Source organism: Spiractinospora alimapuensis (genome assembly GCF_018437505.1).
GTDB classification, from domain to species: domain Bacteria; phylum Actinomycetota; class Actinomycetes; order Streptosporangiales; family Streptosporangiaceae; genus Spiractinospora; species Spiractinospora alimapuensis.
Map to the genome: position 1 here is coordinate 314657 of NZ_CP072467.1, position 24460 is coordinate 339116.

Annotated in this window: 18 protein-coding genes and 1 pseudogene; 12 read left to right on the plus strand and 7 right to left on the minus strand. The window is 70.1% G+C overall.

Going from position 1 to position 24460, the window contains the following annotated elements; all coding sequences use genetic code 11:
• Position 1: 1 nt before the first annotated feature.
• On the minus strand, positions 2-1120 hold the full coding sequence (locus tag J4H86_RS01330; protein WP_236541360.1) for a DUF3866 family protein: 1119 nt from the start codon (positions 1118-1120) through the stop codon (positions 2-4).
• A 71-nt stretch (positions 1121-1191) separates the two neighbouring features.
• On the opposite strand from J4H86_RS01330, the gene J4H86_RS01335 reads away from it, so the two are divergent.
• The 10 genes and pseudogenes from J4H86_RS01335 (at position 1192) to J4H86_RS01380 (ending at position 16064) form a co-directional block, all read left to right on the plus strand.
• Complete coding sequence (locus tag J4H86_RS01335; RefSeq protein WP_236541361.1) at positions 1192-3246, plus strand: helix-turn-helix transcriptional regulator; 2055 nt, start codon at positions 1192-1194, stop codon at positions 3244-3246.
• A gap of 176 nt (positions 3247-3422) precedes the next feature.
• Entirely contained in the window at positions 3423-3731 is a 309-nt protein-coding gene (gene tatA / locus J4H86_RS01340; protein WP_236541362.1) for a Sec-independent protein translocase subunit TatA, read from the plus strand.
• Between the two features lie 108 nt (positions 3732-3839).
• On the plus strand, positions 3840-4670 hold the full coding sequence (tatC, locus tag J4H86_RS01345) for a twin-arginine translocase subunit TatC (protein ID WP_236543862.1): 831 nt from the start codon (positions 3840-3842) through the stop codon (positions 4668-4670).
• A 98-nt stretch (positions 4671-4768) separates the two neighbouring features.
• Positions 4769-5077, plus strand: coding sequence for a DUF397 domain-containing protein (locus J4H86_RS01350; protein WP_236541363.1), 309 nt, complete (start codon positions 4769-4771; stop codon positions 5075-5077).
• A gap of 61 nt (positions 5078-5138) precedes the next feature.
• A pseudogene (locus tag J4H86_RS01355) lies at positions 5139-7944 on the plus strand (DEAD/DEAH box helicase).
• 1728 nt (positions 7945-9672) lie between these two features.
• The gene (locus J4H86_RS01360; RefSeq protein WP_236541364.1) at positions 9673-10962 is read left to right on the plus strand and encodes an ABC transporter ATP-binding protein; all 1290 of its coding nucleotides are present in this window, start codon (positions 9673-9675) and stop codon (positions 10960-10962) included.
• Positions 10963-11248: 286 nt separating this feature from the next.
• Positions 11249-12484 carry an ABC transporter ATP-binding protein gene (locus tag J4H86_RS01365; protein ID WP_236541365.1) on the plus strand — a complete coding sequence of 412 codons (1236 nt, stop codon included), beginning with the start codon at positions 11249-11251 and terminating at the stop codon, positions 12482-12484.
• The gene (locus J4H86_RS01370; protein ID WP_236541366.1) at positions 12484-13758 is read left to right on the plus strand and encodes an ABC transporter substrate-binding protein; all 1275 of its coding nucleotides are present in this window, start codon (positions 12484-12486) and stop codon (positions 13756-13758) included. The genes J4H86_RS01365 and J4H86_RS01370 overlap by 1 nt, the downstream gene beginning before the upstream one ends.
• 12 nt (positions 13759-13770) lie before the next feature.
• The gene (locus J4H86_RS01375; protein WP_236541367.1) at positions 13771-15144 is read left to right on the plus strand and encodes a carbohydrate ABC transporter permease; all 1374 of its coding nucleotides are present in this window, start codon (positions 13771-13773) and stop codon (positions 15142-15144) included.
• Positions 15141-16064, plus strand: coding sequence for a carbohydrate ABC transporter permease (locus J4H86_RS01380; RefSeq protein ID WP_236541368.1), 924 nt, complete (start codon positions 15141-15143; stop codon positions 16062-16064). The genes J4H86_RS01375 and J4H86_RS01380 overlap by 4 nt, the downstream gene beginning before the upstream one ends.
• 78 nt (positions 16065-16142) lie before the next feature.
• Here J4H86_RS01380 and J4H86_RS01385 read toward each other — a convergent pair whose 3' ends face one another.
• Complete coding sequence (locus J4H86_RS01385; protein ID WP_236541369.1) at positions 16143-17435, minus strand: ABC transporter ATP-binding protein; 1293 nt, start codon at positions 17433-17435, stop codon at positions 16143-16145.
• Positions 17436-18031: 596 nt separating this feature from the next.
• On the opposite strand from J4H86_RS01385, the gene lnt reads away from it, so the two are divergent.
• Together lnt and J4H86_RS01395 are read left to right on the plus strand one after the other, a co-directional pair.
• Positions 18032-19627, plus strand: a complete 1596-nt coding sequence (gene lnt, locus J4H86_RS01390) for an apolipoprotein N-acyltransferase (RefSeq protein WP_394356436.1) — start codon at positions 18032-18034, stop codon at positions 19625-19627.
• 151 nt (positions 19628-19778) lie between these two features.
• Positions 19779-20330 carry an FxsA family protein gene (locus J4H86_RS01395; RefSeq protein WP_236541370.1) on the plus strand — a complete coding sequence of 184 codons (552 nt, stop codon included), beginning with the start codon at positions 19779-19781 and terminating at the stop codon, positions 20328-20330.
• Positions 20331-20429: 99 nt separating this feature from the next.
• On the opposite strand, the gene J4H86_RS01400 is transcribed toward J4H86_RS01395, so the two are convergent.
• From J4H86_RS01400 to J4H86_RS01420, 5 genes are all read right to left on the minus strand, one after another.
• Positions 20430-20804 carry an RNA polymerase-binding protein RbpA gene (locus J4H86_RS01400; RefSeq protein WP_236541371.1) on the minus strand — a complete coding sequence of 125 codons (375 nt, stop codon included), beginning with the start codon at positions 20802-20804 and terminating at the stop codon, positions 20430-20432.
• Positions 20805-20975: 171 nt separating this feature from the next.
• Positions 20976-22364, minus strand: a complete 1389-nt coding sequence (locus tag J4H86_RS01405) for an MFS transporter (RefSeq protein WP_236541372.1) — start codon at positions 22362-22364, stop codon at positions 20976-20978.
• Positions 22361-23182 carry a glycerophosphodiester phosphodiesterase gene (locus tag J4H86_RS01410; RefSeq protein ID WP_236541373.1) on the minus strand — a complete coding sequence of 274 codons (822 nt, stop codon included), beginning with the start codon at positions 23180-23182 and terminating at the stop codon, positions 22361-22363. The genes J4H86_RS01405 and J4H86_RS01410 overlap by 4 nt, the downstream gene beginning before the upstream one ends.
• Positions 23183-23318: 136 nt before the next feature.
• Positions 23319-24002, minus strand: a complete 684-nt coding sequence (locus J4H86_RS01415; RefSeq protein WP_236541374.1) for an alpha-ketoglutarate-dependent dioxygenase AlkB family protein — start codon at positions 24000-24002, stop codon at positions 23319-23321.
• Positions 23999-24316, minus strand: a complete 318-nt coding sequence (locus J4H86_RS01420) for a hypothetical protein (protein ID WP_236541375.1) — start codon at positions 24314-24316, stop codon at positions 23999-24001. Before J4H86_RS01420 ends, J4H86_RS01415 begins: the two co-directional genes overlap by 4 nt.
• Positions 24317-24460 lie beyond the last annotated feature (144 nt).

The window sequence follows — 24460 nt, forward strand, 5'->3', positions numbered from 1 at the left end:
TCTACGAGGCCCCGACCAGACTCGCGGCGTGCCGCCCGGCGGCGGCCGCCGCGAGGAAGTACGCCCGTTCGGTGTCGAGGTCCCGCCCCATCGTGCTCAGCTCGACCGGCAGGGACGCCAACGCCGTATCCAGGCCGGACGTCGACACCTCCACCAACCGGTGGCGCGGCGCCAACACCTCCGCCTGGGCGCGGACCTGGCGCGCGAACTCCGCCGCCACGCCCGGCGTGCCGGACAGGTCAGGGACGACGACGTCGGCTTGGGCGAGCGCCACCCGACCGTAGGCGGTCAGGCTGTGGTGGGACACCGCCTGGTGCCGTGCGCGGGGATCCGCGGAGCTGATCCGTAGGGTGGCGACGGGACGGCCCCCCAGGCAGGCCGCCGCGTTGACCACCTCTCCCGCGGCGACACCGGAGAACCCCCATCGGGTCGAGGTGCCGAGGTTGCCCGGCCCCTGGATCGCCACGATGACGTCGGCGTGAAGGACGTGCCGGGCCGCCAACAACCCCATGTGGACGGTCGTGGCCTCGAGTTCCCCACCGAACGCCTGTCCCGTCGTCACCGTCGCCGCGAGCAGGCCCTCCGCACGCAGGGTAGCGACGATCCGCGAGAACCAGACGGGCAGGGCCCCTCCGTCGAGCATCACGTACACCACCCATGGTCCGTCCCGGCCCTCCCGCGCCCCGGCGACGATCGCGGGCAGCGCCGAGTGCAGATCCGCGACCACGACCGGCGTTCCCTCGAGGTCGTCCGCGTCGCACAACGTCGCGTAGTGCGGCGAGTCGGGCTCCTCCACACCCAGGACACAGGCCTGCAACGGGGTGTACCGCGCCTTCACGAGGTGCCCGGGGCCCTCGAGGTCACGTGGCGGCCCCCCGGGAAGCGCCACCACGAGCGCGTAGCCACCGGTGCCCAGGCCCCGCCGCACCGCGTTAGTGTTGAGCAGGACCCGATCGCCCGGTCGGGGACGTCCCACGAGTCGGGGATAGGCAAGGGCGGCGCACCGCGAACCGTCCGTCTCGGGAGACCCCCCGTCCGACTCGAGCAGCACCTCGAGCTCGATCGCGCCGTGCCATGTCCGGCCCGGACCCACCACGATGCCGGCACGCCAGTCGATCATGGGTCGACGGTAACGCCGGGTCGACACGGGTCGCGGGATTTGGAAGACCAGCGTGGCGGAGGAGGTCACTGATGGCTGAGGAGAAGACACGCAGGCAGCTCAATCTGGTGATCTGCCTGCTGTCCGCCCGCCGGTACCTGTCCGCGCGCGAGATCCGCGCCACCGTGCAGGGCTACGAGCGCGCCAGCACCGACGCCGCGTTCAAGCGGATGTTCGAACGGGACAAGGACGAACTGCGCCGCAGCGGCATCCCCCTCGCGGTGGGCGAGGTCGATGTCTGGGGCGACGAGACCGGTTACCGGATCGAGCGCTCGGAGTACGAACTGGAGCCGCTGCGGCTCCTGCCGGACGAGGCCGCCGTGCTCGGACTCGCCGCGCGGGCGTGGCGGTTCGCGGTCCTCGGCGACGCCGCGGCGGAGGCCGTCCTGAAGCTGCGGGCGGCCGGGATCCCCACGAACAGCGCGGTGGGGCATTCGGTCGTGCCGGTGGTCGCCACCGGCGAGTCCGCGTTCCCGGCCGTCTGGGAGGCGTTGCGCGACCGGCGCGCGATCACGTTCGGCTACCGGCCCCTGGAACGCGCCGTCGCGCGCCGTCGCCTGGAGCCCTGGGGCGTCGTCAACCGCTTCGGCCACTGGTATGTGGCCGGACACGACAGGGACCGTCAGGCACCCCGCGTCTTCCGGCTGAGCCGCATGGTGGGCGACGTCGAAGTGGACCGTAAGGGCGGCGCCGTGGACGTTCCCACGCACGCCGACGTGGCGTCCCTGGTCCGTCTCGAGCACGACCGCGCGAGCGTTCGGGTGGCCACGGTCTACGTCCGTAAGGACACCGCCTACGAACTGCGTCGGGCCGCCGAGACCGTGATTCCCGCGGCCGCGGGCTGGGACGAGATCCACCTGCCCTTCACCGACCCCGAGGACCTGGTCGACCTTCTGGCGGGGTTCGCTACGAACGCCGTGGTGACCAGCCCGACCTGCGTTCGTGACGGGGTGGTCCACCGTCTGCGCGCCACGGCGGAGGCCGAGGGCACGCCAGAACCGGGGATCGTCCCGGAACAGACATCCGGACGCACCGTCACGACCTCACGCGGGGACGTCGGAGCCGGCAGCAACGAACAGTTGCGGCGCCTGCTGTCCCTGGTGCCCGTCGCGTTGGGCACTGGCGGGATCTCCGTCGAGGAGGTCGCCGACCTGTTCGGCCTGTCCCAGAAACGTGTCCTCGCCGACCTCAGCCTGCTGTGGACCTGCGGTCTTCCGGGCTACCTTCCCGGCGACCTGATCGAGGTCGACATGGACGCCGCGCGCAGCACGGGCGAGATCATCATTGGCAACGCCGACACGCTCGCCGCACCGCTGCGGCTCACCTCCGACGAGGCGGTCACCGTCCTCGTGGGGATCAGACTGCTCGGCGAACTCCCCGGGGCGGCCGACTCCGAGGCCCTGGCACGTACCGCGGAGAAACTGCGGGAGGCCGCCGGCGACTCCGTGCGGCGACTGGCCGACCGGGTCGACGTCCGGGTGGACATCGACGACGTCACGCGTCGGCGCCAACGCGTCGCGGAGGCCGCGCTGCACAACGGACGCCGGATCCACCTGCGCTACCACTCCTACTACCGAGACGACGTCAGCGAACGCGACGTCGACCCGGTGCGCCTGGTCCTGGTCGAGGGGCGCCCCTATCTGGAGGGCTGGTGCCACACGGCCGAGGACATGCGGATGTTCCGGCTGGACCGGATCCTCGAGATCGCGGAGTTGGACGTCGCCGCGCGTCCCCCCGCCCGCTGTGGGCCGCGCGAGCTCGCGCACGGGGCGCTGCGGCGCAGCGCCAGCGACACCCTGATCCTCGTGGACCTCGCGCCCGACGCGCGTTGGGTCACCGAGGAGTACGTCTGCGAGAACGTCACCGAACTTCCCGAGGGGTGGGTCCGCGCGACCCTGCGCACACCGGACCCGGACTGGGCGCGGCGGGTGTTGCTGGGGTTGGGCGACCGTGTCCGGGTGCGCGCGCCGGCGGACTTCGCGGAGTCGCTGCGCGCCGAGGCCCGCGGCGCGCTGCGGGAGTACACGCGGGTCGCGGCCCGGAGCGCGGGGGAGCGCGAGGAGACCGCGACCGCCGCGCACGACTAGGAACCGACCCACCCGACACATCGACACGCGATCGCCGGTGTCCCTGTTTCCCCTGGCTGCGTAGACTGCAAGGAACGGGGCGAGGACGTGCCGCTCCGGGCCGTCGGGCCCAACCTGTGTCCCTGCGGCGCGACGTAATATCGGAGTCGCAGCCTGACGTGAGAAAGGGCGGAACGATGGGCCTAGATGCGCGATCGCTTCTCATCCTGGCGTTAATCGCAATCCTGCTGTTCGGTGCGAAGAAGCTCCCCGACCTGGCACGGTCCCTGGGGCGCAGCATGCGCATCCTGAAGTCGGAGACCAAGGGTCTCGACGACGAGACGACGCCGGAGACCGGGACGCGCGCCACACCACCAGGCTCGGCGTCCGCCCAGGGCCGCCCCGCCGACCACGCGCGTGAGGAGCCCGACTATCCAGAGCTTCCCGCCCGCTACCACGTGGTGGAGGAGAACGAGGAGACGGGCTGGCACCAGCAGGGCCGCTAGTCCGCGCACGGGCGGAGCCCGTTCCACCACCCACCGGTTCGGACACAGGGAGAGTTAGGCGACATGGCGGTGCGGCGAGAACGACGCCCGCGCGACCCCGAGGGGCGTATGCCGCTGATGGAGCATCTGCGGGAGCTGCGCAACCGGGTGTTCAAGGCCCTTCTCGGCATGGCCGTGGGGGTTGCCGTCGGGTTCCTGGTGTTCGAGCCGGTGTGGGAGTTCCTGCAGCGCCCCTACTGCGCGCTGCCCCAGTCCGCCCAGATGGACTCCGAGGGATGCCAGCTCATCTTCACCGGTGTCTTCGACGCGTTCTTCCTCCAACTGAAGGTCGCCGTGATGGTCGGGATCCTGGTCTCGGCCCCGGTGTGGATCTACCAGCTCTGGGCGTTCGTGACCCCGGCCCTGCGCGGCCGGGAGAAGCTGTACACGGTGTACTTCATGCTGCCGGCCGTCCTCCTATTCGCGGTCGGCGCGGCGCTCGCCTACTACATCTCCTCCCTCGCCCTGGAGGTCATGTTCTCCTTCGCGCCCGAGGGCGCCGAGGCGCTGATCACGATCAGCAACTACCTCAACTACATGCTCACGATGATCCTCGCGTTCGGGCTCTCGTTCGTGCTGCCCCTGCTGGTCGTGGCCCTCAACCTGATGGGCGTGCTGCGCCACGCGACGATCGCGAAGTGGCGGCGCGTCGTCGTCTTCGTCGCGTTCGTGCTCGCCGCGGTGGTGACCCCCGCGGAGCCGGTGTCCATGCTGGTGCTCGGCGGGAGCATGGTGCTGCTGTTCGAGGTCGCCGAACTCATCGCGTTCCTCAACGACCGGCGGCGTCGGGTCGCCGACCCGCTCTCGGAGCTCGACGACGACGAGATCTCCCCCCTGGACGAGGATGGGGACGTCGCCGCGGTGTCGGACTCGGTCCCGCCCAACGGTCCGCCGCGCTAGGGTCGGTGCCGACGGGATCGGATGGAGCCGCGCATGGGCCCCACTGGTGCGAAACCCGACACAGAGCCACCACATTCGGGTCAGAAAGGTCGAACGACGTGAGTGAGGGAATCCGCGACCTCCCACCGGAGGCGCAGGGAAACGAGAAGTGGCACGACACCACCGACGCGGTCTGGAAGCGCTCCTCGTTGTCGTCGGAGGACTCCGACGCCATCGTCGAGGTCGCGAAGTTCGACGACGGATTCCGGGCGGTACGCGACGGGAAGAACCCCGAGAAGGGAATCCTGTTCTTCACCCCGGCCGAATGGGAGGCGTTCGTCCTCGGGGCGAAGGACGGCGAGTTCGACATTCCAGAGGAGTACCTCACGGAGGAAGAGGCGGCCATCCAGCGCGGGGAACGCCCCTGATCCACTCGCGGGGGCACCGCCCCCGCGCCGCACCACTCGTCCACCACGCCGTCGGAAGCCGATGACCAGCCACGCAGCTCGTTACGCCGAGTTCAAGCGGCGACAGGCCGCCACCAGCCACACCATCCGGGAGTTCAACGAACTCTACGGGTTCGAGTTCGACCCGTTCCAGGTCAGGGGGTGCCAGGCACTGGAACGCGGCCACGGGGTCCTCGTGGCGGCCCCCACCGGTTCCGGAAAGACCGTCGTGGGGGAGTTCGCCGTCCACCTGGCGTTGGAGCGGCACCAAGTGCTTCTACACCACCCCCATCAAGGCGTTGTCGAACCAGAAGTACAACGACCTCGTCCGTCGCTACGGCGAGGATCAGGTCGGGTTGCTGACCGGCGACAACAGCGTCAACGGTGAGGCGCCCATCGTCGTCATGACGACCGAGGTCCTGCGCAACATGCTCTACGCGGGCTCGGCGACGCTCCGTGGGCTGTCCTACGTCGTGCTGGACGAGGTGCACTACCTCGCCGACCGGTTCCGCGGCGCCGTCTGGGAGGAAGTGATCATTCACCTTCCCGAGTCGGTGCACGTCGTGGCGCTCTCGGCCACCGTGAGCAACGCGGAGGAGTTCGGGGAGTGGCTACAACAGGTCCGTGGCGACACCACGGTCATCGTCGACGAGAAGCGCCCCGTCCCGCTGTGGCAGCACATGATGGTCGGCAACCGGCTCCACGACCTCTTCACCAGCCTCGAACCCGATGATGAGGACACCGAGGACACTGGCGGTCGACGGCGCAAACGCGCCCGGTCGCGGGACGAGCCCGCGACCGTGGTGGAGTCCGACGGCGAACGGATGCGGGTCAACCCGCGGTTGACGCGGCTGGCGCGAGACGACGACCGGCTGACGCAGCTCGCCCAGCGACGGCGTCACCCCCGGGCGCGCGGACGCGTCCGTCCCCGCTCCACCTACACGCCGGCCGGGCGGGCCGAGGCCATCCAGATCCTCGACGACGACGGGCTGCTGCCCGCGATCGTCTTCATCTTCTCCCGGGCCGGCTGCGACGCCGCGGTCCGCGAGTGCGTCGGTGCCAACCTCACCCTCACCGACGCCGAGGAGGCCCAACGCATCCGTGATCTCGTCGAGGAACGGTGCGTCGACATTCCCCAGGCCGACCGCGCCGTGGTGGGCTACAACGAGTGGCTCGCCGGACTGGAGCGTGGGATCTCCGCCCACCACGCGGGGATGTTGCCCCCCTTCAAGGAGGTCGTGGAGGAACTCTTCTCCGTCGGCCTGATCCGTGCCGTGTTCGCGACCGAGACCCTGGCGCTGGGTATCAACATGCCCGCCCGCACGGTCCTCATCGAGAAGCTCGACAAGTGGAACGGCGAGGAGCACGCGGATCTCACGCCCGGGGAGTACACACAGCTCACCGGACGGGCTGGGCGTCGCGGCATCGACGTGGAGGGTCACGCGGTCGTGCTGTGGCAGCCGGGCACCGACCCCGAACGCGTGGCCGGTCTCGCCAGCACCCGCACCTATCCGCTCAACTCCAGCTTCCAACCGTCCTACAACATGGCGGCGAACCTGGTCGGCCAGGTGGGTCGCGCCCGTAGCCGGCGCATGCTGGAGTCCTCCTTCGCCCAGTTCCAGGCCGACCGCGCGGTCGTCGGACTCACCCGTCGACTTCGCAAGCAGGAGGAAGCGCTGGAGGGTTACGCGGCGTCGGCGGCGTGCCACCTCGGCGACTTCATGGAGTACGCGCGTGTGCGCCGTCGGCTCTCCGACCTGGAGTCGCAGGCATCCCGCAACCGCAAGGGCGCCCGCCGCGCCGAGACCCGACGGTCCCTGGAACGCCTGCGGGCCGGGGACGTCATCGAGGTGCCGTCGGGGCGTCGTTCCGGTGTGGCCGTCGTCCTCGACCCGGGCCTCGGCGACTCTCCCGCGCCGCTGGTCCTCAGCACCAACCGGCAGGCGCGCCGGCTCAACCTCAGCGATTTCTCCGCGCCGGTGGAGCCGTTCACCCGCCTGCGCATCCCCAGGGGCTTCTCCGCGCGTTCCGCGCAGGGCCGCCGAGACCTCGCCTCGCGTCTGCGCGAGCGCGTGGCCGACAGTCCAGAGCCCCGCCGTGCCCGCACGCGCGACTCCAGTCCCGACCCGGAGATCGACCAACTGCGGGGCGAGCTGCGCCAGCATCCCTGTCACGGATGCGCGGACCGTGAGGACCACGCCCGCTGGGCGGAACGGTACTTCCGCCTCGCCAAGGAGACCGAGGGCCTGCGCCGAACGGTGCAGGGACGCACCCACGTCATCGCCCGCACCTTCGACCGGGTGTGCGCGGTACTGGAGCAGTTGGGCTACCTGCACGACGACACCGTCACCTCCGACGGGCGCCTGCTGGCCACGATCTACTCCGAGTTGGACCTCCTCGTCGCCGAGTGCCTCCGCCGCGGGCTCTGGGACGAGCTGGACCCGGCGGACCTCGCGGCGTGTGTCTCCGCGCTGGTCTACGAACCGCGACGTGGCGACGACCTGTCCCCCCGCGTTCCCCGCGGAGCGGAGGACACACTGCGCGAGATGATCCGCCTGTGGGGGGAGTTGCACGAGACCGAGCAGGAGCACAAGGTGTCGTTCCTGCGGGAACCCGACGTCGGTTTCGCCTGGACCACCCACCGGTGGGTCAGCGGAACCCCGCTCGAGCGGCTCCTCCGCGAGTCGGGCATGCCCGCGGGGGACTTCGTCCGCGCCACCAAGCAACTCGTGGACCTCTTGGGACAGATCGCGGACGCCGCGCCGCCCGAAGGCGGCCTCCGCCGCACCGCCCGCGCCGCGATGAACGCCGCGAACCGCAGCGTCGTGGCCTACACAGCGGTGACCTGACGGGGGATCCCCAATGCCGGGGGTCCAGACCCCACAGGAATCGCGGACTCGCCCCGTCCTCAGTCCGAGGTCACGCCATGACCCAGCCAGACAAAAGTGGACACAAGCCGACCGCTTCCCCGTGGCTCACGCCGCGTGAAGCAGCCACATCAGTCCCTGACCATCGCGAAACGGTAACACCCCCAAAGAACACCAGGTCGCGTCCTGTGAGCCCCGCACGCGCGGGGATGGACCGGTCACCACGCTCTCGGAGGAGGTTTTCCTCCGCGTGAGCCCCGCACGCGCGGGGATGGACCGCCACTCCTCGTCGGCCAGGTTGAACGAATACTGTGAGCCCCGCACGCGCGGGGATGGACCGTCGCAACGATGCGGAGATGATCCGCCGGATGGCGTGAGCCCCGCACGCGCGGGGATGGACCGGCCCGCGAGGTAGCCGACCTGGCCCATCAACGGTGAGCCCCGCACGCGCGGGGATGGACCGTATCGCCTCCACGCCGCCGGATACGAACTGCCGTAAGCCCCGCGCCCGCGGGGATGGACCCCCGGCGGCGGTGGAGTATCGCCAGTCGCATCTGTAAGCCCCGCGCTCGCGGGGATGGATCATTCCGTGGATTCGCGACGCCTCGGCGGGGATGGACCGGCACGGACGCAACGGCGCTGCGACCCCCTTCGGTAAGCCTCGCGCCTGCGGGGATGGACCGTACAGGGGCCGCGCAGGACACCTGCCCGGTGGCGTGAGCCCCGCGTCCGCGTGGACGGACCTCACTAACGCCGGCGCGACGCCGGAGCCGGGGCCGCAGCCGCAGCCGCAGGATGTAAGCCTCGCGCCCGCGCGGATGGACCGTACGAGGTGCCCGAGGTCCTCGCGTGCGAGCGTGAGGCTGGACGGACCGGCCAGCCATGCCCGCGTTCGCGCGAGCCCCGGTCGCCGGAATGGACTGCGGATGGCCGAGGTTGAGGAGGCCTATAGGCCCTGAGCCCCGCCCTGCGGGATGAACCTTCGCTGGGGCGGATTGGGAGGGCCAGCGAGCCCCGAGCAGGGGCGGGGACGGGCCGGGGTGATGTGGGCCAACACCTTCACCTCGTGTGAGTCCCGCGCGTGCGGGCTCCCGATCGTCGTCGCCCCTCGACGCGGTGCCGTGCTCGGGAGGAGCCCCGCGCACAGATCGGTGGGGGTGGAGAACCGCGCGGGTTGATGGGGGACCGGAAGGCCAGGAAGTTTCTCCTCTCGAGGAAGCTCACGGCACGCGGTGTCTTGGCCGGTGCTGGTCAACGAGACCCGGCCAACGAAAGACCCGTGTCCGATGCGGGCGGTCCTCGAGACCGGCGATCGGCGAAACGGCTTCCGGCCGGGGCGCCATCACCGGGTGACGGAGACGCGTTCGTCGTCGTCCCGCTGGACGGCCCGGAAGAGGGGATGGTTTGGGACGGTGTTCTTCCCCGTGTGGCCGGGGTTCGAACGCGGGGGAGTCTGGGTGGCGGGCCAGCGTCGAGGGGCGGAGCGCGCCGTGGGGGGTTGATCCGTGCCGCGTCGCCCGGCCGGGAGCGGAATCTCCGCTATTGACGGCGTTTCCTCGTCCCGCCATCATGGTGGCCACCATCACATGGACCCCGCTGGTCCCCATCAGTCCCGCCCCGTGTTCGCCGGCCCCGTCGGCCGCACGCGGGGGCGTACGGAGGCGTCCATGACGCGTCGCGGCGCGTGAGCCCACACCGTGGAGGTAGTTGGTGGACAGCGTCTCCCTGCGCGGGGTCACGAAGGTCTTCGAGGACGGGACCCGGGCGGTCGACGGGGTCGACCTCGACATCGAGGCCGGCGAGTCGATGGTGCTGCTCGGGCCGTCGGGGTGCGGCAAGTCCACCCTGCTGCGTCTGGTCGCGGGGCTGGAGGACCCGACGGACGGCGACATCCTCCTCTCCGGTGAGCGGGCCAACGACCGACCGCCCCGTGACCGCGGGGTGGCGATGATTTTCCAGGACTTCGCGCTGTACCCGCACATGAGCGTGCGGGAGAACATCTCCTTCCCCCTGGTCGTGCGGCGGGTGCCGCGCCAGCGGGCCGGGCAGCGCGTGGAGTCCATCGCCGAGGGGCTCGGCCTGGACCAGCTCCTGGCCCGACGCCCCGGCCAACTCTCCGGCGGGCAACGCCAGCGTGTCGCCATGGGGCGAGCCCTCGCCCGCGACCCCAGCCTGTTCCTGCTCGACGAACCCCTCTCCAACCTGGACTCGGTGCTGCGGCAGGAACTCCGCCAGGAGATGTCGGCCGCGATCCGCCAGCTCGGGATCACCACCCTCTACGTCACCCACGACCAGGTGGAGGCGCTGAGTTTCGCGGACCGGATCGCCGTGCTGCGCGCCGGGACGATCGCGGACCTCGGCAGCGCCGAACGCGTGTATCGCGCGCCGGCGAACACCTACGTGGCGACCTTCCTCGGCACCCCCCGCATGCCGCTGCTCAGCGCGCGGGTGGAGGCGCTTCCCGACCACCAGGTACGCCTCCACCTCGGCAGCCAGTCGCTCCTGGTTCCGGGGACCGACTTCCGGACCCGGCGTCTGGCCCACTTCCACAGCGAGAGCGTCACGGTGGGGATCCGCCCCGAGGCCATCCGACCGGTCGCGGAGCAGACCGCCGAGACCCTGCGCTGCCGTACCGAGCACGTGGAGCACCTCGGGCACGAGTCGGTGGCCTACATGGCCACGGACGCCGCGCCCGTGCACGTCCCCGACGCCGAGATGTCACCGACCACGGTCGGCGACGCCGAGGGCCACGTTCAGGGGACCGTCGGTCCGTGGGAACGGCTCCGTCGGCTGGGTGGGACGCTGACCCGAACTCCCCAGGAGTCGACCGCCGAACCGTCGGAGTCGGGTCGGCACCAGCGGGTCGACGCCAACCTCGCGGTCCGGCTGGCTCCCCACCCGGGGCTGAAGGTCGGCGACTGGCTCGCCCTCGCGGTCGACCTGCCCCAGGTTCACTTCTTCGACCCCCGCGGCCGACGCATCGACGTCGGCCCCCGCTGACTCGACCCCCGCGGGCGGCGGATCGACGGTGGCGACTCGGGCACCCGACCGTCAATTACCGATTATATAACCGCGAAACGGATTGATAACGGCGGCTTTCTGGGTCTTTAGTATCCCACTATTCCGTGATACCACAGTTTCCGTTAGTGCGAGTCGGAGGTCGTTCGTTGATTGGGCGACTTTGGTGGATTCGTCGCATGAGTCATGATTAGTCACCCCTGACTGGCTCGCTCGCGGCGAACAGGCCCAATAATGCGGAACCGAGGGCAGAGCGGGTGGGATATTCGTGGCTGAGGTGAGCCTGACCTCCGTCAGTAAGACGTATCCGGACGGCACGCACGCGGTGCGGGACCTCGATCTCGACATCGCCGACGGCGAGTTCCTCGTCCTCGTCGGCCCCTCGGGGTGCGGGAAGTCGACGGCGTTGCGCATGGTCGCGGGTCTCGAGGCCATCAGCAGCGGAGAACTGCGCATCGGCGGGCGCCACGTCAACAACGTCGCCGCGCGTGACCGGGACGTCGCCATGGTTTTCCAAAGCTACGCGCTGTATCCGCACCTCAGTGTTCGGGACAACATTGGTTTCGGTCTGCAACTGCGAAAAGTCCGAAAAGCGGAGATCAATCAACGGGTCGAGGCCGTCGCCCATACTCTGGGACTGTTTGAGCATCTCGACCGAAAACCCCGCAATCTCTCCGGTGGTCAACGCCAGCGCGTCGCCATGGGCCGCGCGATCGTGCGAAATCCCCAGGCGTTCCTCATGGACGAGCCGCTGTCCAATCTGGACGCGAAACTGCGGGTCCAGATGCGGGCCGAGATTTCGCGGCTGCAACGCGAACTCGGCGTCACGACGCTCTACGTGACCCACGACCAGGTCGAGGCGATGACGCTCGGTGATCGGGTCGCGGTGATCAAGAAGGGCGTCCTGCAACAGGTGGCCGCGCCCCAGGAGCTCTACGAGCACCCCGTCAACCTCTTCGTGGCCGGCTTCATCGGCTCGCCCGCCATGAACCTCGTCCAGGGCACCATCGAGTCGGGCGACGGTGACGCGGCCCACCACCTGCGCCTGGGGTCCCAGCGCATCCCTCTACCCGACAGCGTGCTCGCCCGCACACCCGGTCTGCGCGCCGCGGTGGGCACCGCCGTCGCCGTCGGCATCCGCCCCGAGGACATGGAGGACGCCAGCGTCGCCGACGCCGAGCCGGGACCAACCCTCGGCTCGACCGCCGAGCTGGTCGAGGCTCTCGGAGCGGAACTGCTCGTCCACTTCGTGCTGGACGCCGCCGACGTCGTCACCGAGGACACCAAGGAGCTCGCCCGCGACGTGGGACAGGAGCTCACCGAGGGGGAGGAGACGGCGACCACTCCGATGATCGCGCGGTTCAGCCCCCGTTCGCCGGTACAGGAGGGCGCCTCGGTTCGGGTGCGCTTCGATCCCGAACGCCTCTACTTCTTCGACCTGGCCACGGGCGAGGCGTTCGACAGCGCCGACCGGACGCCCACCCAAATGAGAGGGGACGCGTGATGACCACACGCCCGCTGAGGACCATCGGTGCCGTCACCGCTGGGATCGGACTGCTGGCCGCGGCCGCCTGTGGGGGAGGCGGTAACGAGGGCGACGGTACGGAGTTGGTCGTCGCCTCACCCTGGACCGGCGCGGAACAGGAGAACTTCGAGCAGGTCATGGCGATCTTCGAGGACCAGACCGGTCATACGGTCTCCTACGAGGCGACCGGTGACGACTACGGTGCCTTCCTCGGACCCCGCATCGAGGGCGGAAACCCGCCGGACGTCGTGATGCTGCCCCAGCCCGGCCTCATCGAGGAGTTCGCCGGGCAGGACGCCCTCGTTCCGCTCGGCGACGAGGCGATGGCCGCGTTGGACGCGAACTTCCCCGAATACTGGAAGGACGTCGTCACCTTCGACGGCGAGACCTACGGGCTGATCTACAAGGTGGCCCACAAGTCCCTCGTCTGGTACCGCCCCGACGCCTACGACGCGGCCGGTGTCGGCCCCGCGAGCACGTGGGACGAGCTCCTGACCACCTCCGAGACGCTGCGCGACGCCGGGCAGACCCCCTGGGCGATGTGTGGCGCCACGGGCTGGACCCTCACCGACTGGTTCGAGAACGTCTACCTCTCCTCCGCCGGACCGGACTCCTACGACCAGCTCAGCGACCGGGAGATCTCCTGGGAGGACGACTCGGTGGTGGAGGCCCTGGAGGTCCTCGCGGAACTGTGGTCCCAGGACGACCTGATGAACGACGCCTCCGGGACGGAGTTCCCGGCCTGTGTCGAGGAGGTCTACGGCTCGGAGGGAGCCGCCATGGTCTTCGAGGCCGACTTCGTCGCCGCGTCCGCAGAGGAGGCCGGTCGCGAGGTGGGCACCGACGCCCTCGCCTACCCGTTCCCCTCCGTCGGCCAGGCTCCACCGGTGGTCTCCGCTGGTGACTTCGCGGTCGGCATGACCGACCGGGACGAGACCCAGGAACTGCTCGCCTTCCTCGGCACCGCCGAGGCCGCGACCGAGTGGGCGGGTCTGGGCGGCTACCTGTCGCCGAACCTGGAGGTCCCCGTGGACAGTTACCCCGACGAGTTCACCCAGGAGCTGGGACAGAGCATCGCCGACGCGGGTGAGGACATCCGTTTCGACCTCTCCGACATGCAACCCAGCGCCTTCGGTGGTACCGAGGGCAGCGGAATGTGGGCCATCCTGCAGGACTTCCTGTCCGACCCCAGCGATCCCGAGGCGACCGCCGCGGAGTTGGAGGCCGCGGCCGCCGACGCCTACGACGAGTAGGGGAGAGCACCGATGGCCACGGTCAACCAGGAGCCGGCGGACCCGGCACAGCCCGCCCACGCCCCGGCGTCCGACACCGGGACACAGTCCACCAGGGCGGGTCGGCTCGGTCCGCCGCCCTGGCTGGCCCTGTTCTTCCTCCTGCCGGCGCTGCTCTTCCTCGGCGCCTTCATCCTCTACCCGATCGGCTTCTCCGTCTGGCGCAGCCTGTTCGACGCCTCGGGCGACCGCTTCGTCGGCCTCGGCAACTACGTCGAGATCTTCCGTGACCCCGACACGTTCATCGCGTTGCGCAACAACGTGATCTGGGTCGTGGTCGCGCCGATGGTGGTGACGATCTTCGGTCTCATCTTCGCGGTACTGACCGAACGCATCCGCTGGGCGACCGCGTTCAAGATCGTCGTGTTCATGCCGATGGCGATCTCCTTCCTCGCCTCCGGGGTCATCTTCCGGCTCGTCTACGAACAGGACCCCGACCGCGGGGTGGCCAACGCCGTGATCACCACGGTGCAGGACACGGTCGCGCCGCGTGTGGGATACCCCGACGCCTCCCCACGCGACGGGGCCGGGCTCACCGAGGCCGACGGGGGCCTGGAGCTCGAGGAGGCCGTCAGCCCCGGCGAGGACCCCGTGCTGCTCCCGCTGGTCGGTGTCGCGCCCGACGACCTCCCCGACGACACGGCCGGCGCGGCGGATCCCCCCACGGCAGCCGGGGACGCCGTCACCGGCACCGTCTGGCTGGACTTCCCCCCGGGAGGCGGCGGAACGGAGGGAGCGATCGACGACGGGGAACTCGGCCTTCCCGCGATGGAGATCGAGGCGTTACAGGACGGGGCCGTCGTCGCCACCGCGACGAGCGGTGAGGACGGCACCTTCACCCTCGAGGGGGTGGAGGGCGACACCACGCTGCGCCTGAACGCGGAGAACTTCACCGAGTCCTACCGCGGTCTGGAGTGGCTTGGCTCCACCCTGGTCACGCCGTCGATCATCATCGCCTACCTGTGGGTGTGGGCTGGATTCGCCATGGTGCTCATCGCCGCGGGGCTCGCGGGCATCCCCCGCGACGCGCTGGAGGCCGCGCGGGTGGACGGCGCGACGGAGTGGCAGGTGTTCCGCCGGGTGACGGTGCCCCTCCTCAGCCCGGTGCTCCTCGTCGTGTTCGTGACCCTGATGATCTACGTCCTGAAGGTGTTCGACCTCGTGCTGATCATCGCTCCGGGCGGGGTGCAACGCGACGCCAACGTGTTGGCCCTGGAGATGTGGCGGGTCGCGTTCGGCGGCGGACAGGACCAGGGCATGGGCAGCGCGCTCGCCGTCTTCCTCCTCGTGCTCGTACTGCCCGCCATGGTCTTCCAGGTCCGCCGCTTCCGCGAGGAGAGGTCATGAGCCAGAGCACCGAGGCCACCAAGGACATCCCCGCTCCGGCCGAGGAGGACGGCACCCAGGGCGCGCCCAGACGTTCCGTGGCGTCGCGGATCGTGGCACGCCTGGGGTCGGGGATCGTCCAGTTCGTCCTGATCTTGATCGCGCTGTTCTGGCTGGTCCCGACACTGGGCCTGCTCGTGGTCTCCCTGCGTCCCTCCGCGGACAACGCCGCGGAGGGGTGGTGGACCGTCTTCCTGCGGCCCACCCAGCTCACCCTGGAGAACTACGCGAACCTGCTCGACAACGCCACGTTCATGAGCTCGTTCTGGAACACGATCGCCATCACCGTGCCGGCCACGGTCGCGATCGTGGTGATCGCCTCCCTCGCCGGCTACGCCTTCGCGTGGCTGGAGTTCCCGGGGCGGGACTGGCTGTTCCTGATCGTGGTCGGCCTGCTGGTGGTCCCGATCCAGATCGCGCTGATCCCCGTCGCGGGCATGTACGGGGCGATGAACATCTACGGCTCATTGCTCGGTGTGATCCTGTTCCACATCGGCTTCGGGCTGCCGTTCGCGATCTTCCTGCTGCGCAACTTCTTCGCCGCCATCCCGCGGGACCTGCTCGAGGCGGCGCGGATGGACGGCGGCAAGGAGCTCACCATCTTCCGGCGCGTCATTCTCCCGCTGGGCGGTCCGGCCATCGCCTCGCTGGCGATCTTCCAGTTCCTGTGGGTGTGGAATGACCTGTTGGTCGCGCTGGTGTTCGCGAACTCCTCCTCCCAGCCCATGACCCGCGCGCTGCAGCAGGAGATGCGGCAGTTCGGCGCCAACCTCGATGTCCTCGCCCCCGGAGCCTTCCTGTCGCTCGTGGTGCCCCTGGTGGTGTTCTTCGCCTTCCAGCGCTACTTCGTCCAAGGCGTGATGGCCGGCGCCGTGAAGTGATGCGGAAAGGGGGCTTCGGGGGCGCGGTGTCACGCGAACGAGGGCCGGGGAGCGCGTCCCCGGCCCTCGCGTGGTCAGTCAGGAGACGGCGAGGTCGCTCGCCGCGCTCGGGTTGGTCGCGTGTCCGATCGCCAGCCCGCTCTCCTTGTCGAAGAAGTGCAGGTACCGGGTGTCCACGGCCAGGGTGATGGAGTGGCCGGGGCGCACGCCGCTGCGTGGGTTGACGCGCGCGGTGAACACCGAGCGGTCGCCACTGAGGGGGAGCTGGGCGGCGACTTCGTCGATCTCCTCGTCGCCGGCGGCGTCGGCGGCCAGGGCAGCGGTCTCCTCGTGTTGCACGGGAGGCGCGTTCACACCGAAGATCACGTTGATCTCGGTTCCGAGCTCCTCGGTGACGTCGGCGACGACGTCCATCGTTCCGTGGTCACCGTTGGCGAACGCCGCGTCGTCGAAGTCCGAGGGGCGGATACCGAGGATCACCTCTCGGCCGAGGTAGGCCTCGAGTCCCGGCCGTCCCCGCAACATCTCACCCGGCAGGTTGAGGGTGTGGTCACCGAAGGACAGGTGGGCGCCGTCCCCGTCACGCACCAGGGTGGCCTCCACGAAGTTCATCGCCGGTGAACCGATGAATCCGGCGACGAAGAGGTTGACCGGCTGGTCGAAGAGGGTCTTGGGAGTGTCGACCTGCTGGAGGCGGCCGTCGCGCAGTACCGCGACCCGGTCGCCCAGGGTCATGGCCTCCACCTGGTCGTGGGTCACGTACACCGTGGTGACGCCGAGCTCGGAGTGTAGCTGGTTCAGGCTCGCGCGCATCTGGACCCGCAGTTTCGCGTCCAGGTTGGACAGGGGTTCGTCCATGAGGAACGCCTGGGGCTCGCGGACGATCGCGCGCCCCATCGCCACACGCTGACGCTGACCACCCGACAGCGCGGCCGGCTTGCGCTTGAGGTAGCTCTCCAACCCCAACATCTGGGCGGCGTGCTTCACCCGCCGCTCGATCTCCGGCTTGGGGGTCTTGCGCAGCTTGAGGCCGAACGCGAGGTTCTGCTCCACGGTCATGTGCGGGTACAGCGCGTAGTTCTGGAACACCATCGCGATGTCCCGGTTCTTCGGCGGCAGGTCGTTGACGACCCGGTCCTCCACCTGCGTCGTGCCGTCCTCGGCCACGTACTCCCGCTCGCCGATGACCAGGGTGCCGCCACTGATCTCCTCCAGCCCCGCGATCATCCGCAGCGCCGTCGACTTGCCGCACCCCGAGGGCCCGACCAGCACCATGAACTCGCCGTCGGCGATGTCGAGGGACAGGTTGTCCACCGCTCGGACATCCCCCGCGTACACCTTGTCGACGCCGTCCAGCACGATCTTCGCCATGATCCGCGCTCCCGCCCACACTGTTGATCGAGAATGGTTTCGTAATGTATCGATTCGTATCGAACTCTGATCACATCGAACAAGATCGAGCCGGATTTGTCGATACCTCAGGGTGGTATCGGCGTGGTGTGGGTGTCCCCGGGGGCGTTGAGTCGGTCGGGGAGGGTACGTTAGCCTGGCGCGGTCGCCGAGTTTTCCCGATCGGTCACCTGGGACGCCGCGAAGGTGAGCGACACGGACACCGATCCGTGAGTATCCGTGAGGGGATCTCGGTAGGCTACCGACCAGTCCAGCACTGGACGGGCCGGTCGTGCGGTCCGGTCACCTGCCTCGCCGGACGCTGCGCCACGCGCCAGGCGCGGCGAATGGCGCGTGCAGGTCCGGAGTCCTCGGCCGGGCGGGGGGTTGGACCCGGGAAAGGCCCGAACATCCAGTAGACAACGGTCTCCGCGCTCGCCGCCGACGGGACGGATCCGGTCCGAAGGGTGTTGCGGGCCTTTTTCCCGCCCCCGCGCCTCCTTTGCCCTGGGGCCCCGCGCGCGAGCGCGCACCACCCCGGAGCAAATAACCACCCAACACGACCTAGGCTCTGGGGTGTGTCTGTTCAACCGACCAGAACCACCGCCGCGGCCGAACCCGGACACCACGGGGATCCCGCGGACATCGCCGGGGCCAGGTCGCGTCGCGGCGCGGCGGCCGCACGAGCGGCGGCCGCCGCCGCGGCGGGGGTGGCTCAGCTCCTGGCGCTGCCGCCCTACGGTTGGTGGTTTCTCACACCCCTGGGCGTGGCACTGCTGCTGCTGGCCCTGCGGGGAACCCGACCACGCCGCGCGGCCTGGCTCGGTGCCCTGGCCGGCGCGTCACTCATGGTCCCGTTGGTGCACTGGCAGGCGGTCTTCGGTGTCGACGTCTGGTTGGCCACCGCCGCCCTGGAGATCCTCTACTACGTCCCGATGGCGATCGGGATCGCGCTCGTCGCGCGCCTCCGCGGTTGGGTCGTCTGGACGAGCGCGCTGTGGGTCGCCCAGGAGTTCGTCCGCGCCCGCTGGCCCTTCGGCGGGTTCGGCTGGGCGAAACTCGCCTACGCCCAGCCCGACACCCCCTTCACCGGATACGCCTCCTGGGGGTCCTCCGCGCTGGTGACGTTCATGGTGGCGCTCACCGGGGCGCTCCTCGTCGCGGCCGGGGTCCGCCTGTGGCGACGGCGTCGGCCCGACACACGCTCCCTGGGCTCGTTGGCCCTGATCGTGCTGATCCTCGCAGGCGGGGCGCTCGCCGCCCGGGTCCTCGCGCCCAGCGTCGACCACACGACCACGGTTGGCGTCGTGCAGGGGAACGTGCCCCGGGTGGGAGAGGTCAGCATCCTCGGGGAACGCGGCGAAGTGCTCGACAACCATCTCGACGGTGTCCACCAAATAGCGGAGGGGGTCCGAGCCGGTGACGTGCCCCAGCCCGACCTCGTCGTGCTGCCGGAGAACGCCAGCGACCTCGATCCCTACGCAGAGGAGGCGGTCGCGGACCTCATCCAGGAGGCCGCGGCCGACGTCGAGGCACCGCTGGTGATCGGTGTCGCCCACTATCCCGACGACGAGACGCGCAGTGTCCGCTCGGTGGTGTGGGATCCGGTCGACGGGGCGGGCGACTTCTACGAGAAGCGCTACCCGGTTCCGTTCGGTGAGTACATCCCCTTCCGAGACGTCCTCACGTCCTTCATCGACCGGCTGGACCAGGTTCCCACGGACGTCGTCCCCGGAACCGAGCCCGGTGACCTGCGGGTGGGCGACACGACCCTCGGCGCCGCGATCTGCTTCGACGTCGCCTTCGACCCGCCGCTGCGCGACGCGGTCGCCGCGGGCGGTCAGGTGATGATGGTTCCCACCAACAACGCCAACTACAACTTCACCGGCCAGTCCGACCAACAGTTGGCCATCACCCAACTGCGCGCGGTGGAGCACGGACGTCCCGCCGTCGTCGCGGCCACCAGTGGTGTCAGTGCCGTGGTCAACCCCGACGGCAGTATCGTGGAGCGCTCGCCCGAGGCCGAACCGTGGACGTCGGTGGTCGAGCTGCCCGCCATGGAGGGGCTCACCCCCGCGACCCGGCTGGGCGCCGGACCGGAGTTGGTGCTGGCGCTGCTGGGCCTGGGAGCGGTCCTGACCGCCGTGGCGCGGGGGAGACGAAGGGCGCGCTAGGGGTGGCGCCGGGCGGTCGCCCGCCGGAGCGGACACGACGGTCGCCGCCGACGGGGGGTGACACCGTGTGCGACCGGCGCCGGACGGGGAACGAACACGGCGTGCGTTACGTTCATTGGGTAAGGGTCCACACGTCGATGGGATGGTTCCCATGCCACTGCTCGTACTGATCGCGCTGCTGGCGTTCCCGTTTCTGGAGTTCGGGGCGATGTACCTCGTCGCCGCCGAGATCGGGGTCGGATGGACGTTGGTGGCGTTGTTCGCCGCCAGCGCCGCGGGAGTCGTCGTGATCCGGCTCGCCGGGCTGCGGGGTTATCGTGACGTCGACGAGGCGCTGCGCACGGGAGAGGTACCGCAACGCGGCATGCTCGACACCCTGATGGTGCTCGTCGGTGGGTTCCTGCTGGCCATCCCCGGGTTCCTCACCGGTGTCCTGGGCCTGGTCCTCGCGCTCCCCCTTACGCGGCCCGTCCTGCGGTGGGCGTTCGAGAAGTGGGCGCGCCGACGGATGGAACGTTTCAACGCCACGGTCGTGAACGCGACCGTCGTGGACGCGGAGGCGGCCCGGGCGCAGCGGCCCGACCCGAACCCCGGTCCGACGGTCATCCGCGGAACGGTGCTTCCCGAGGGCGACACCACCCGCGGCCCGGAGTCGGGTCCCACGAGTGCCGGGGGCACCGCGTTCGGTCCCGCCACGCCCTGAGTCCCGACCCGCGGACCCGACCCACGAACGAGAGCCGGTGGGGGTGCGGTGGTCTCCCACCGCGCCCCCACCGGCTCGTTCACTCGCCCGGGAGACGTCTCAGCCTTGCTGGGTCATCGCCTCCAGGTGTTCACGCTCTTCCCGCCGTCGGCTGCGCAGCAGCTCCAGCCGTTCGGCGAGGACCTCCTCGAGGTCCTCCATGCTCCGGCGTTCCAGCAGCATGTCCCAGTGAGTGCGTGTGGGCTTCGCCTTCTTCTCCTGCGGTTCCTCGCCATCGACCAGGAGGGCCGTCTCGCCACAGAAACGGCACTCCCACGTCGGGGGAATCTCCGCCTCCGTTGCGAAGGTTACCGAGAAGGTGTGCCCCCGCTGGCAGTCATAGGTGACCTCCTGGCGTGGCGCCAGGTCGGTGTTGCGGTCGTTCTCGTAGCTCGTCGCCCCGAGCCGCGTGCCGCGAAGTGCTCGCTCGGCCATCGTCTGGTTGCCTCCAGGCGCTCAAATCCGTCCGGTTGTACAACGCGTCGCTCCACGTCAAGATTCCCAGGACATCGCTCCTCCAACCCCAACTCGCGTGACCTCCGGCGCGTTGATGCCGAACCGTTGCCCGAAAACACCCAGCGCACACCACCTGCGGACGTCCAGTGATCACGAACGGTTCCGCATGTTGCCCGGCAGCTCGTTTCCGGCCTGAAGGATCCCACGCCGGATGTTGGTGCACAGCAGCAGGATCCCGCCGATCACGAAGAAGCCGACCAGGGAGAATATCGCGGCCCGGTAGCCGCCGGTGAGCTCGACCGCGACGAAGACCACGATGGACGCGATGAGCGTCCCGGCGCGGTCACAGATCGTGAACACGCCGAAGTACTCGCCCTCACGACCGCGCGGGATCAACTGGGAGAACAGGGACCGCGCGAGAGCCTGACTGCCTCCGAGGACGAGGCCGATCCCCACGCCCAGGGTGAGGAAGAGGGGTACGTTCCCCGCGGGCAGGACGTAGGCCGAGGAGAGCAACAGCGTCCAGATAACCAGGGTCGCCACGAGTGTCGGCTTGGTGCCGAGGACCTCCGCGAGTCGTCCCGTCGCCCAGGACCCGAGGAACGCGACCAACTGGATCAGCACGATGGCGGCGACCACGTCGTCCTGGGAGAGGCCGAGATCCTCCTCTCCGGTCGCGAAGTTCGCCGCGTAGCGGATCGTGGCCTGGATCCCGTCGTTGAACAGGAGATAGGCCAGCAGGAAGAGCAGGGTGTGCGGGTAGTGCCGCAGCTCGATCAGCGTCCGTCCCAGTTGGCGGACCGACGCCGTCACTCTCGGGCCACGGGCCGCCGCGGCGAGCGGACCGATACGGTTCCGCAACCGTGGCATGGCGAGGATGGTGAAACCGAGCCACCAGACGCCGGCGGAGGCGAAGGCGATGCGCGCGGCGTCCGCGGTGTCGACGCCGAGCGCGTCGGCGTTGCTGACCAGCAGGAGGTGAAGGACCAGTAGGACGAGTCCGCCCAGGTACGCCAGCCCCCAGCCGGTCGAGGAAACGCGGTCACGTTCGTCGGGCGTGGCGATCTCGGGCAGGAAGGAGTTGTAGACGACGAGCGCGCACCCGTAGGCGAGGTTCGCGAGCAGGAACAGGCCCGTGGCCAGCAGGTAGGAGTCGCCGGTCGCGAGGTACAGGGCCGTCGTCGACCCCGCCCCGACGCACGCGAAGACGAACAGCAGGCGCTTCTTGTTGCGGCTGTGGTCGGTGATCGCGCCGACGACCGGGAGCAGTGCGATCTGGATGACCGCGGCGATCATTCCCGCGGCCGGGTAGACGGTGTTGTAGTGCAGCGAGATGCCGAGAAGGTGGATCCGCTCACCGGTGCCGGCCGCCTCCGCCGAGGCCTGGGCCAGCCCCGACAGGTAGGGGCCGATGAAGACCGTGACCACCGAGGTCCAGAACACCTGGTTGGCCCAGTCGTAGATGTACCAGCCGCGTTGTTCCCGGCGGCGCCGCTTCGGGTCGGGGTCGACCCCCGCGGTGGGGGTTGTGTCCGTCACGGGGTCCTCCCTTCCGTGGAGGGGGAGGGGTCGGAGTCCGGCCAGGCGCCGCGCGCTCGCAGTACGTCGCGGAGCCCGACGGTGTTGTCGGTGACGATCGCGTCGACCCCGGCGTCCAGGAGGCGCCGCATCACGGTGGTGTCGTTGATGGTCCACACGTGCACCTGGAGACCGGCCGCGTGCGCGGTCGCGACCAGGTCCCGGGTCACCAGTGGGACCCCCCGGTGGGAGAGGGGGATCTGGACACAGTCCACGCCCCGACGCACGAGTCCACGGACACCCGTCCAGGCCGCGACGCGCAGTCGCGCCACGTCCACGGGGCCGCCCGACACGCACACAGGCCGGTCCATGACCCGTCGCGCGGCCTCCAGTCGAGCCTGACGGAAGGACCCCACGCACACCCGGTCCCAGGCGCCGGTCCGTCGCAGCACGTCGGCCAGCGGAACGACCGCCCGGTCCTCCTTGACGTCGATGTTGAAGCGCGCCGACGGCCACGCTCCCAACAGGTCCTCCAGGCGGGGAACCGACTCGCCACCGCCGACCCGTGCCCGCGCGACCTCGGAGTAGGTGAGTTCGGCGATGACGCCGGAGCGGTCCGTCGCCCGGTCCAGGGTGGCGTCGTGGAAGGCCAGCACCTCTCCGTCCCGGGTGACGCGAACGTCGGTCTCCAGGTGGGTGTAGCCGAGGTCCAGGGCGTGCTGGAAGGCGGCGGGCGTGTTCTCCAGCGCCCGGTTCGGCTGTCCACCGGCGTCGGGGACCCAGCCTCCGCGATGGGCGAGGCCGAAGGGGGTCGGCGTGTCCAGGAAGTGGCGGTTCACCCCGACAGTATGCACGGCCGGCAGACTGTATGCACTGGCCGTCCGCTGTGGCGGACGCGCCGTGGCCGTTCCCGGCCGGCGGGGACGCCCCGCTCGTGCGACAGGGGTAACCGCCGAACCCGTCCGTGTCTGGGGCTCATCCGGGAGCGGCGAATCCGGTGGCGCGGATGGTGATGTTCAGGCGTCCCTCGGTCATACCGCTCGCGGGGTCGGCGGATCCCGGGTGGGTTCGGGGCACACCGTGGTAGGAAAGGCGGGCCGGGCCACCGAAGACGAAGGCGTCGCCGCCGCGGAGGTCCACGTCGGTGTAGGGACGAGTCCGGGTGCTGGTGTTGCCGAAGCGGAAGACGCAGGAGTCACCGAGGCTCAGTGACACGACCGGAGCGGTGGCCCGCTCGTCGCGGTCCTGGTGCATTCCCATGCGCGCCTCGGCGTCGTAGTAGTTCACCAGCGCGACGTCGAACGACGCGTCACCGGCCTCGGCGAGGGAGCCGTCCAGGGAGGCGGCGTCGCGCAACGCGGCCCGGGCGAGCGCGCCGAGCTCGGAGGGGAACGGTTTCACCGGGGTTCCGTCCGGCAGGGTGGCGCTGTAGCGATAGGGCCGCCAGTACCAGCCCAGGGACACCATGCGTACACTCATCACACCCCCGCGCGTGGTGTGGCGCACCATGCCCGCGGGCGGGCGGGCCCACTGACGGCAGCGCTCCACCAACTCCCGCTGGCGCGCCGAGGACAACCAGTCCGGCAGGTGCACCGCGCCGGCGGTCACGGCCACCGGGCGGCGGGGCGGAGGCTCCGGGGTGAACAGCTCCGAGGTCACGTGGCGCCACCCGGGGGCCGGTTCGGGGCGCCGCCCATCTCCGGGTGCCTCACGTCCGCGATCCGGTCGCGGTGGGTGTCGAGGACGGCGCCCGGTCGACGGTGGTCGGTGGTGAACACGACGCCCAGCGGGAGCTGGCGGAGGAAACGCCCCAGGGGGACGGTGAGGCGGCGTGCCGTTTCGTGGCCTCGCCTGTCGTCGGCACGGTCCGGGCGGGTCCGCTGATGGTGTGGCGCCGTCCGGTGGGCGTCGGCCTGGCGTGCGGGCTCGGGGGCGGTGGCGATCCCGATGGTCGGGCACGCGCGTCGTCCCACCGTTCCCCCTCTGGTCGTCGCGTGAGCCGCACCGCGGCGTGTGCGGTCACCGTTGATGTCCGCGCCGCGGTCTCCTCTGTCTGTGCGGACCGCCGGCCCGGGGGCGCGCTGGACGGGGGTGGGCGCACACGGGATCGGCGGCGA

Excerpts from the sequence above, each read along its gene's own strand:
- J4H86_RS01330 (WP_236541360.1), bottom strand. The coding sequence starts at position 1,120 with ATGATCGACTGGCGTGCCGGCATCGTGGTGGGTCCGGGCCGGACATGG.
- J4H86_RS01335 (WP_236541361.1), top strand. The coding sequence starts at position 1,192 with ATGGCTGAGGAGAAGACACGCAGGCAGCTCAATCTGGTGATCTGCCTG.
- tatA (WP_236541362.1), top strand. The coding sequence starts at position 3,423 with ATGGGCCTAGATGCGCGATCGCTTCTCATCCTGGCGTTAATCGCAATC.
- tatC (WP_236543862.1), top strand. The coding sequence starts at position 3,840 with ATGCCGCTGATGGAGCATCTGCGGGAGCTGCGCAACCGGGTGTTCAAG.
- J4H86_RS01370 (WP_236541366.1), top strand. The coding sequence starts at position 12,484 with ATGACCACACGCCCGCTGAGGACCATCGGTGCCGTCACCGCTGGGATC.
- J4H86_RS01375 (WP_236541367.1), top strand. The coding sequence starts at position 13,771 with ATGGCCACGGTCAACCAGGAGCCGGCGGACCCGGCACAGCCCGCCCAC.
- J4H86_RS01380 (WP_236541368.1), top strand. The coding sequence starts at position 15,141 with ATGAGCCAGAGCACCGAGGCCACCAAGGACATCCCCGCTCCGGCCGAG.
- J4H86_RS01385 (WP_236541369.1), bottom strand. The coding sequence starts at position 17,435 with ATGGCGAAGATCGTGCTGGACGGCGTCGACAAGGTGTACGCGGGGGAT.
- J4H86_RS01395 (WP_236541370.1), top strand. The coding sequence starts at position 19,779 with ATGCCACTGCTCGTACTGATCGCGCTGCTGGCGTTCCCGTTTCTGGAG.
- J4H86_RS01400 (WP_236541371.1), bottom strand. The coding sequence starts at position 20,804 with ATGGCCGAGCGAGCACTTCGCGGCACGCGGCTCGGGGCGACGAGCTAC.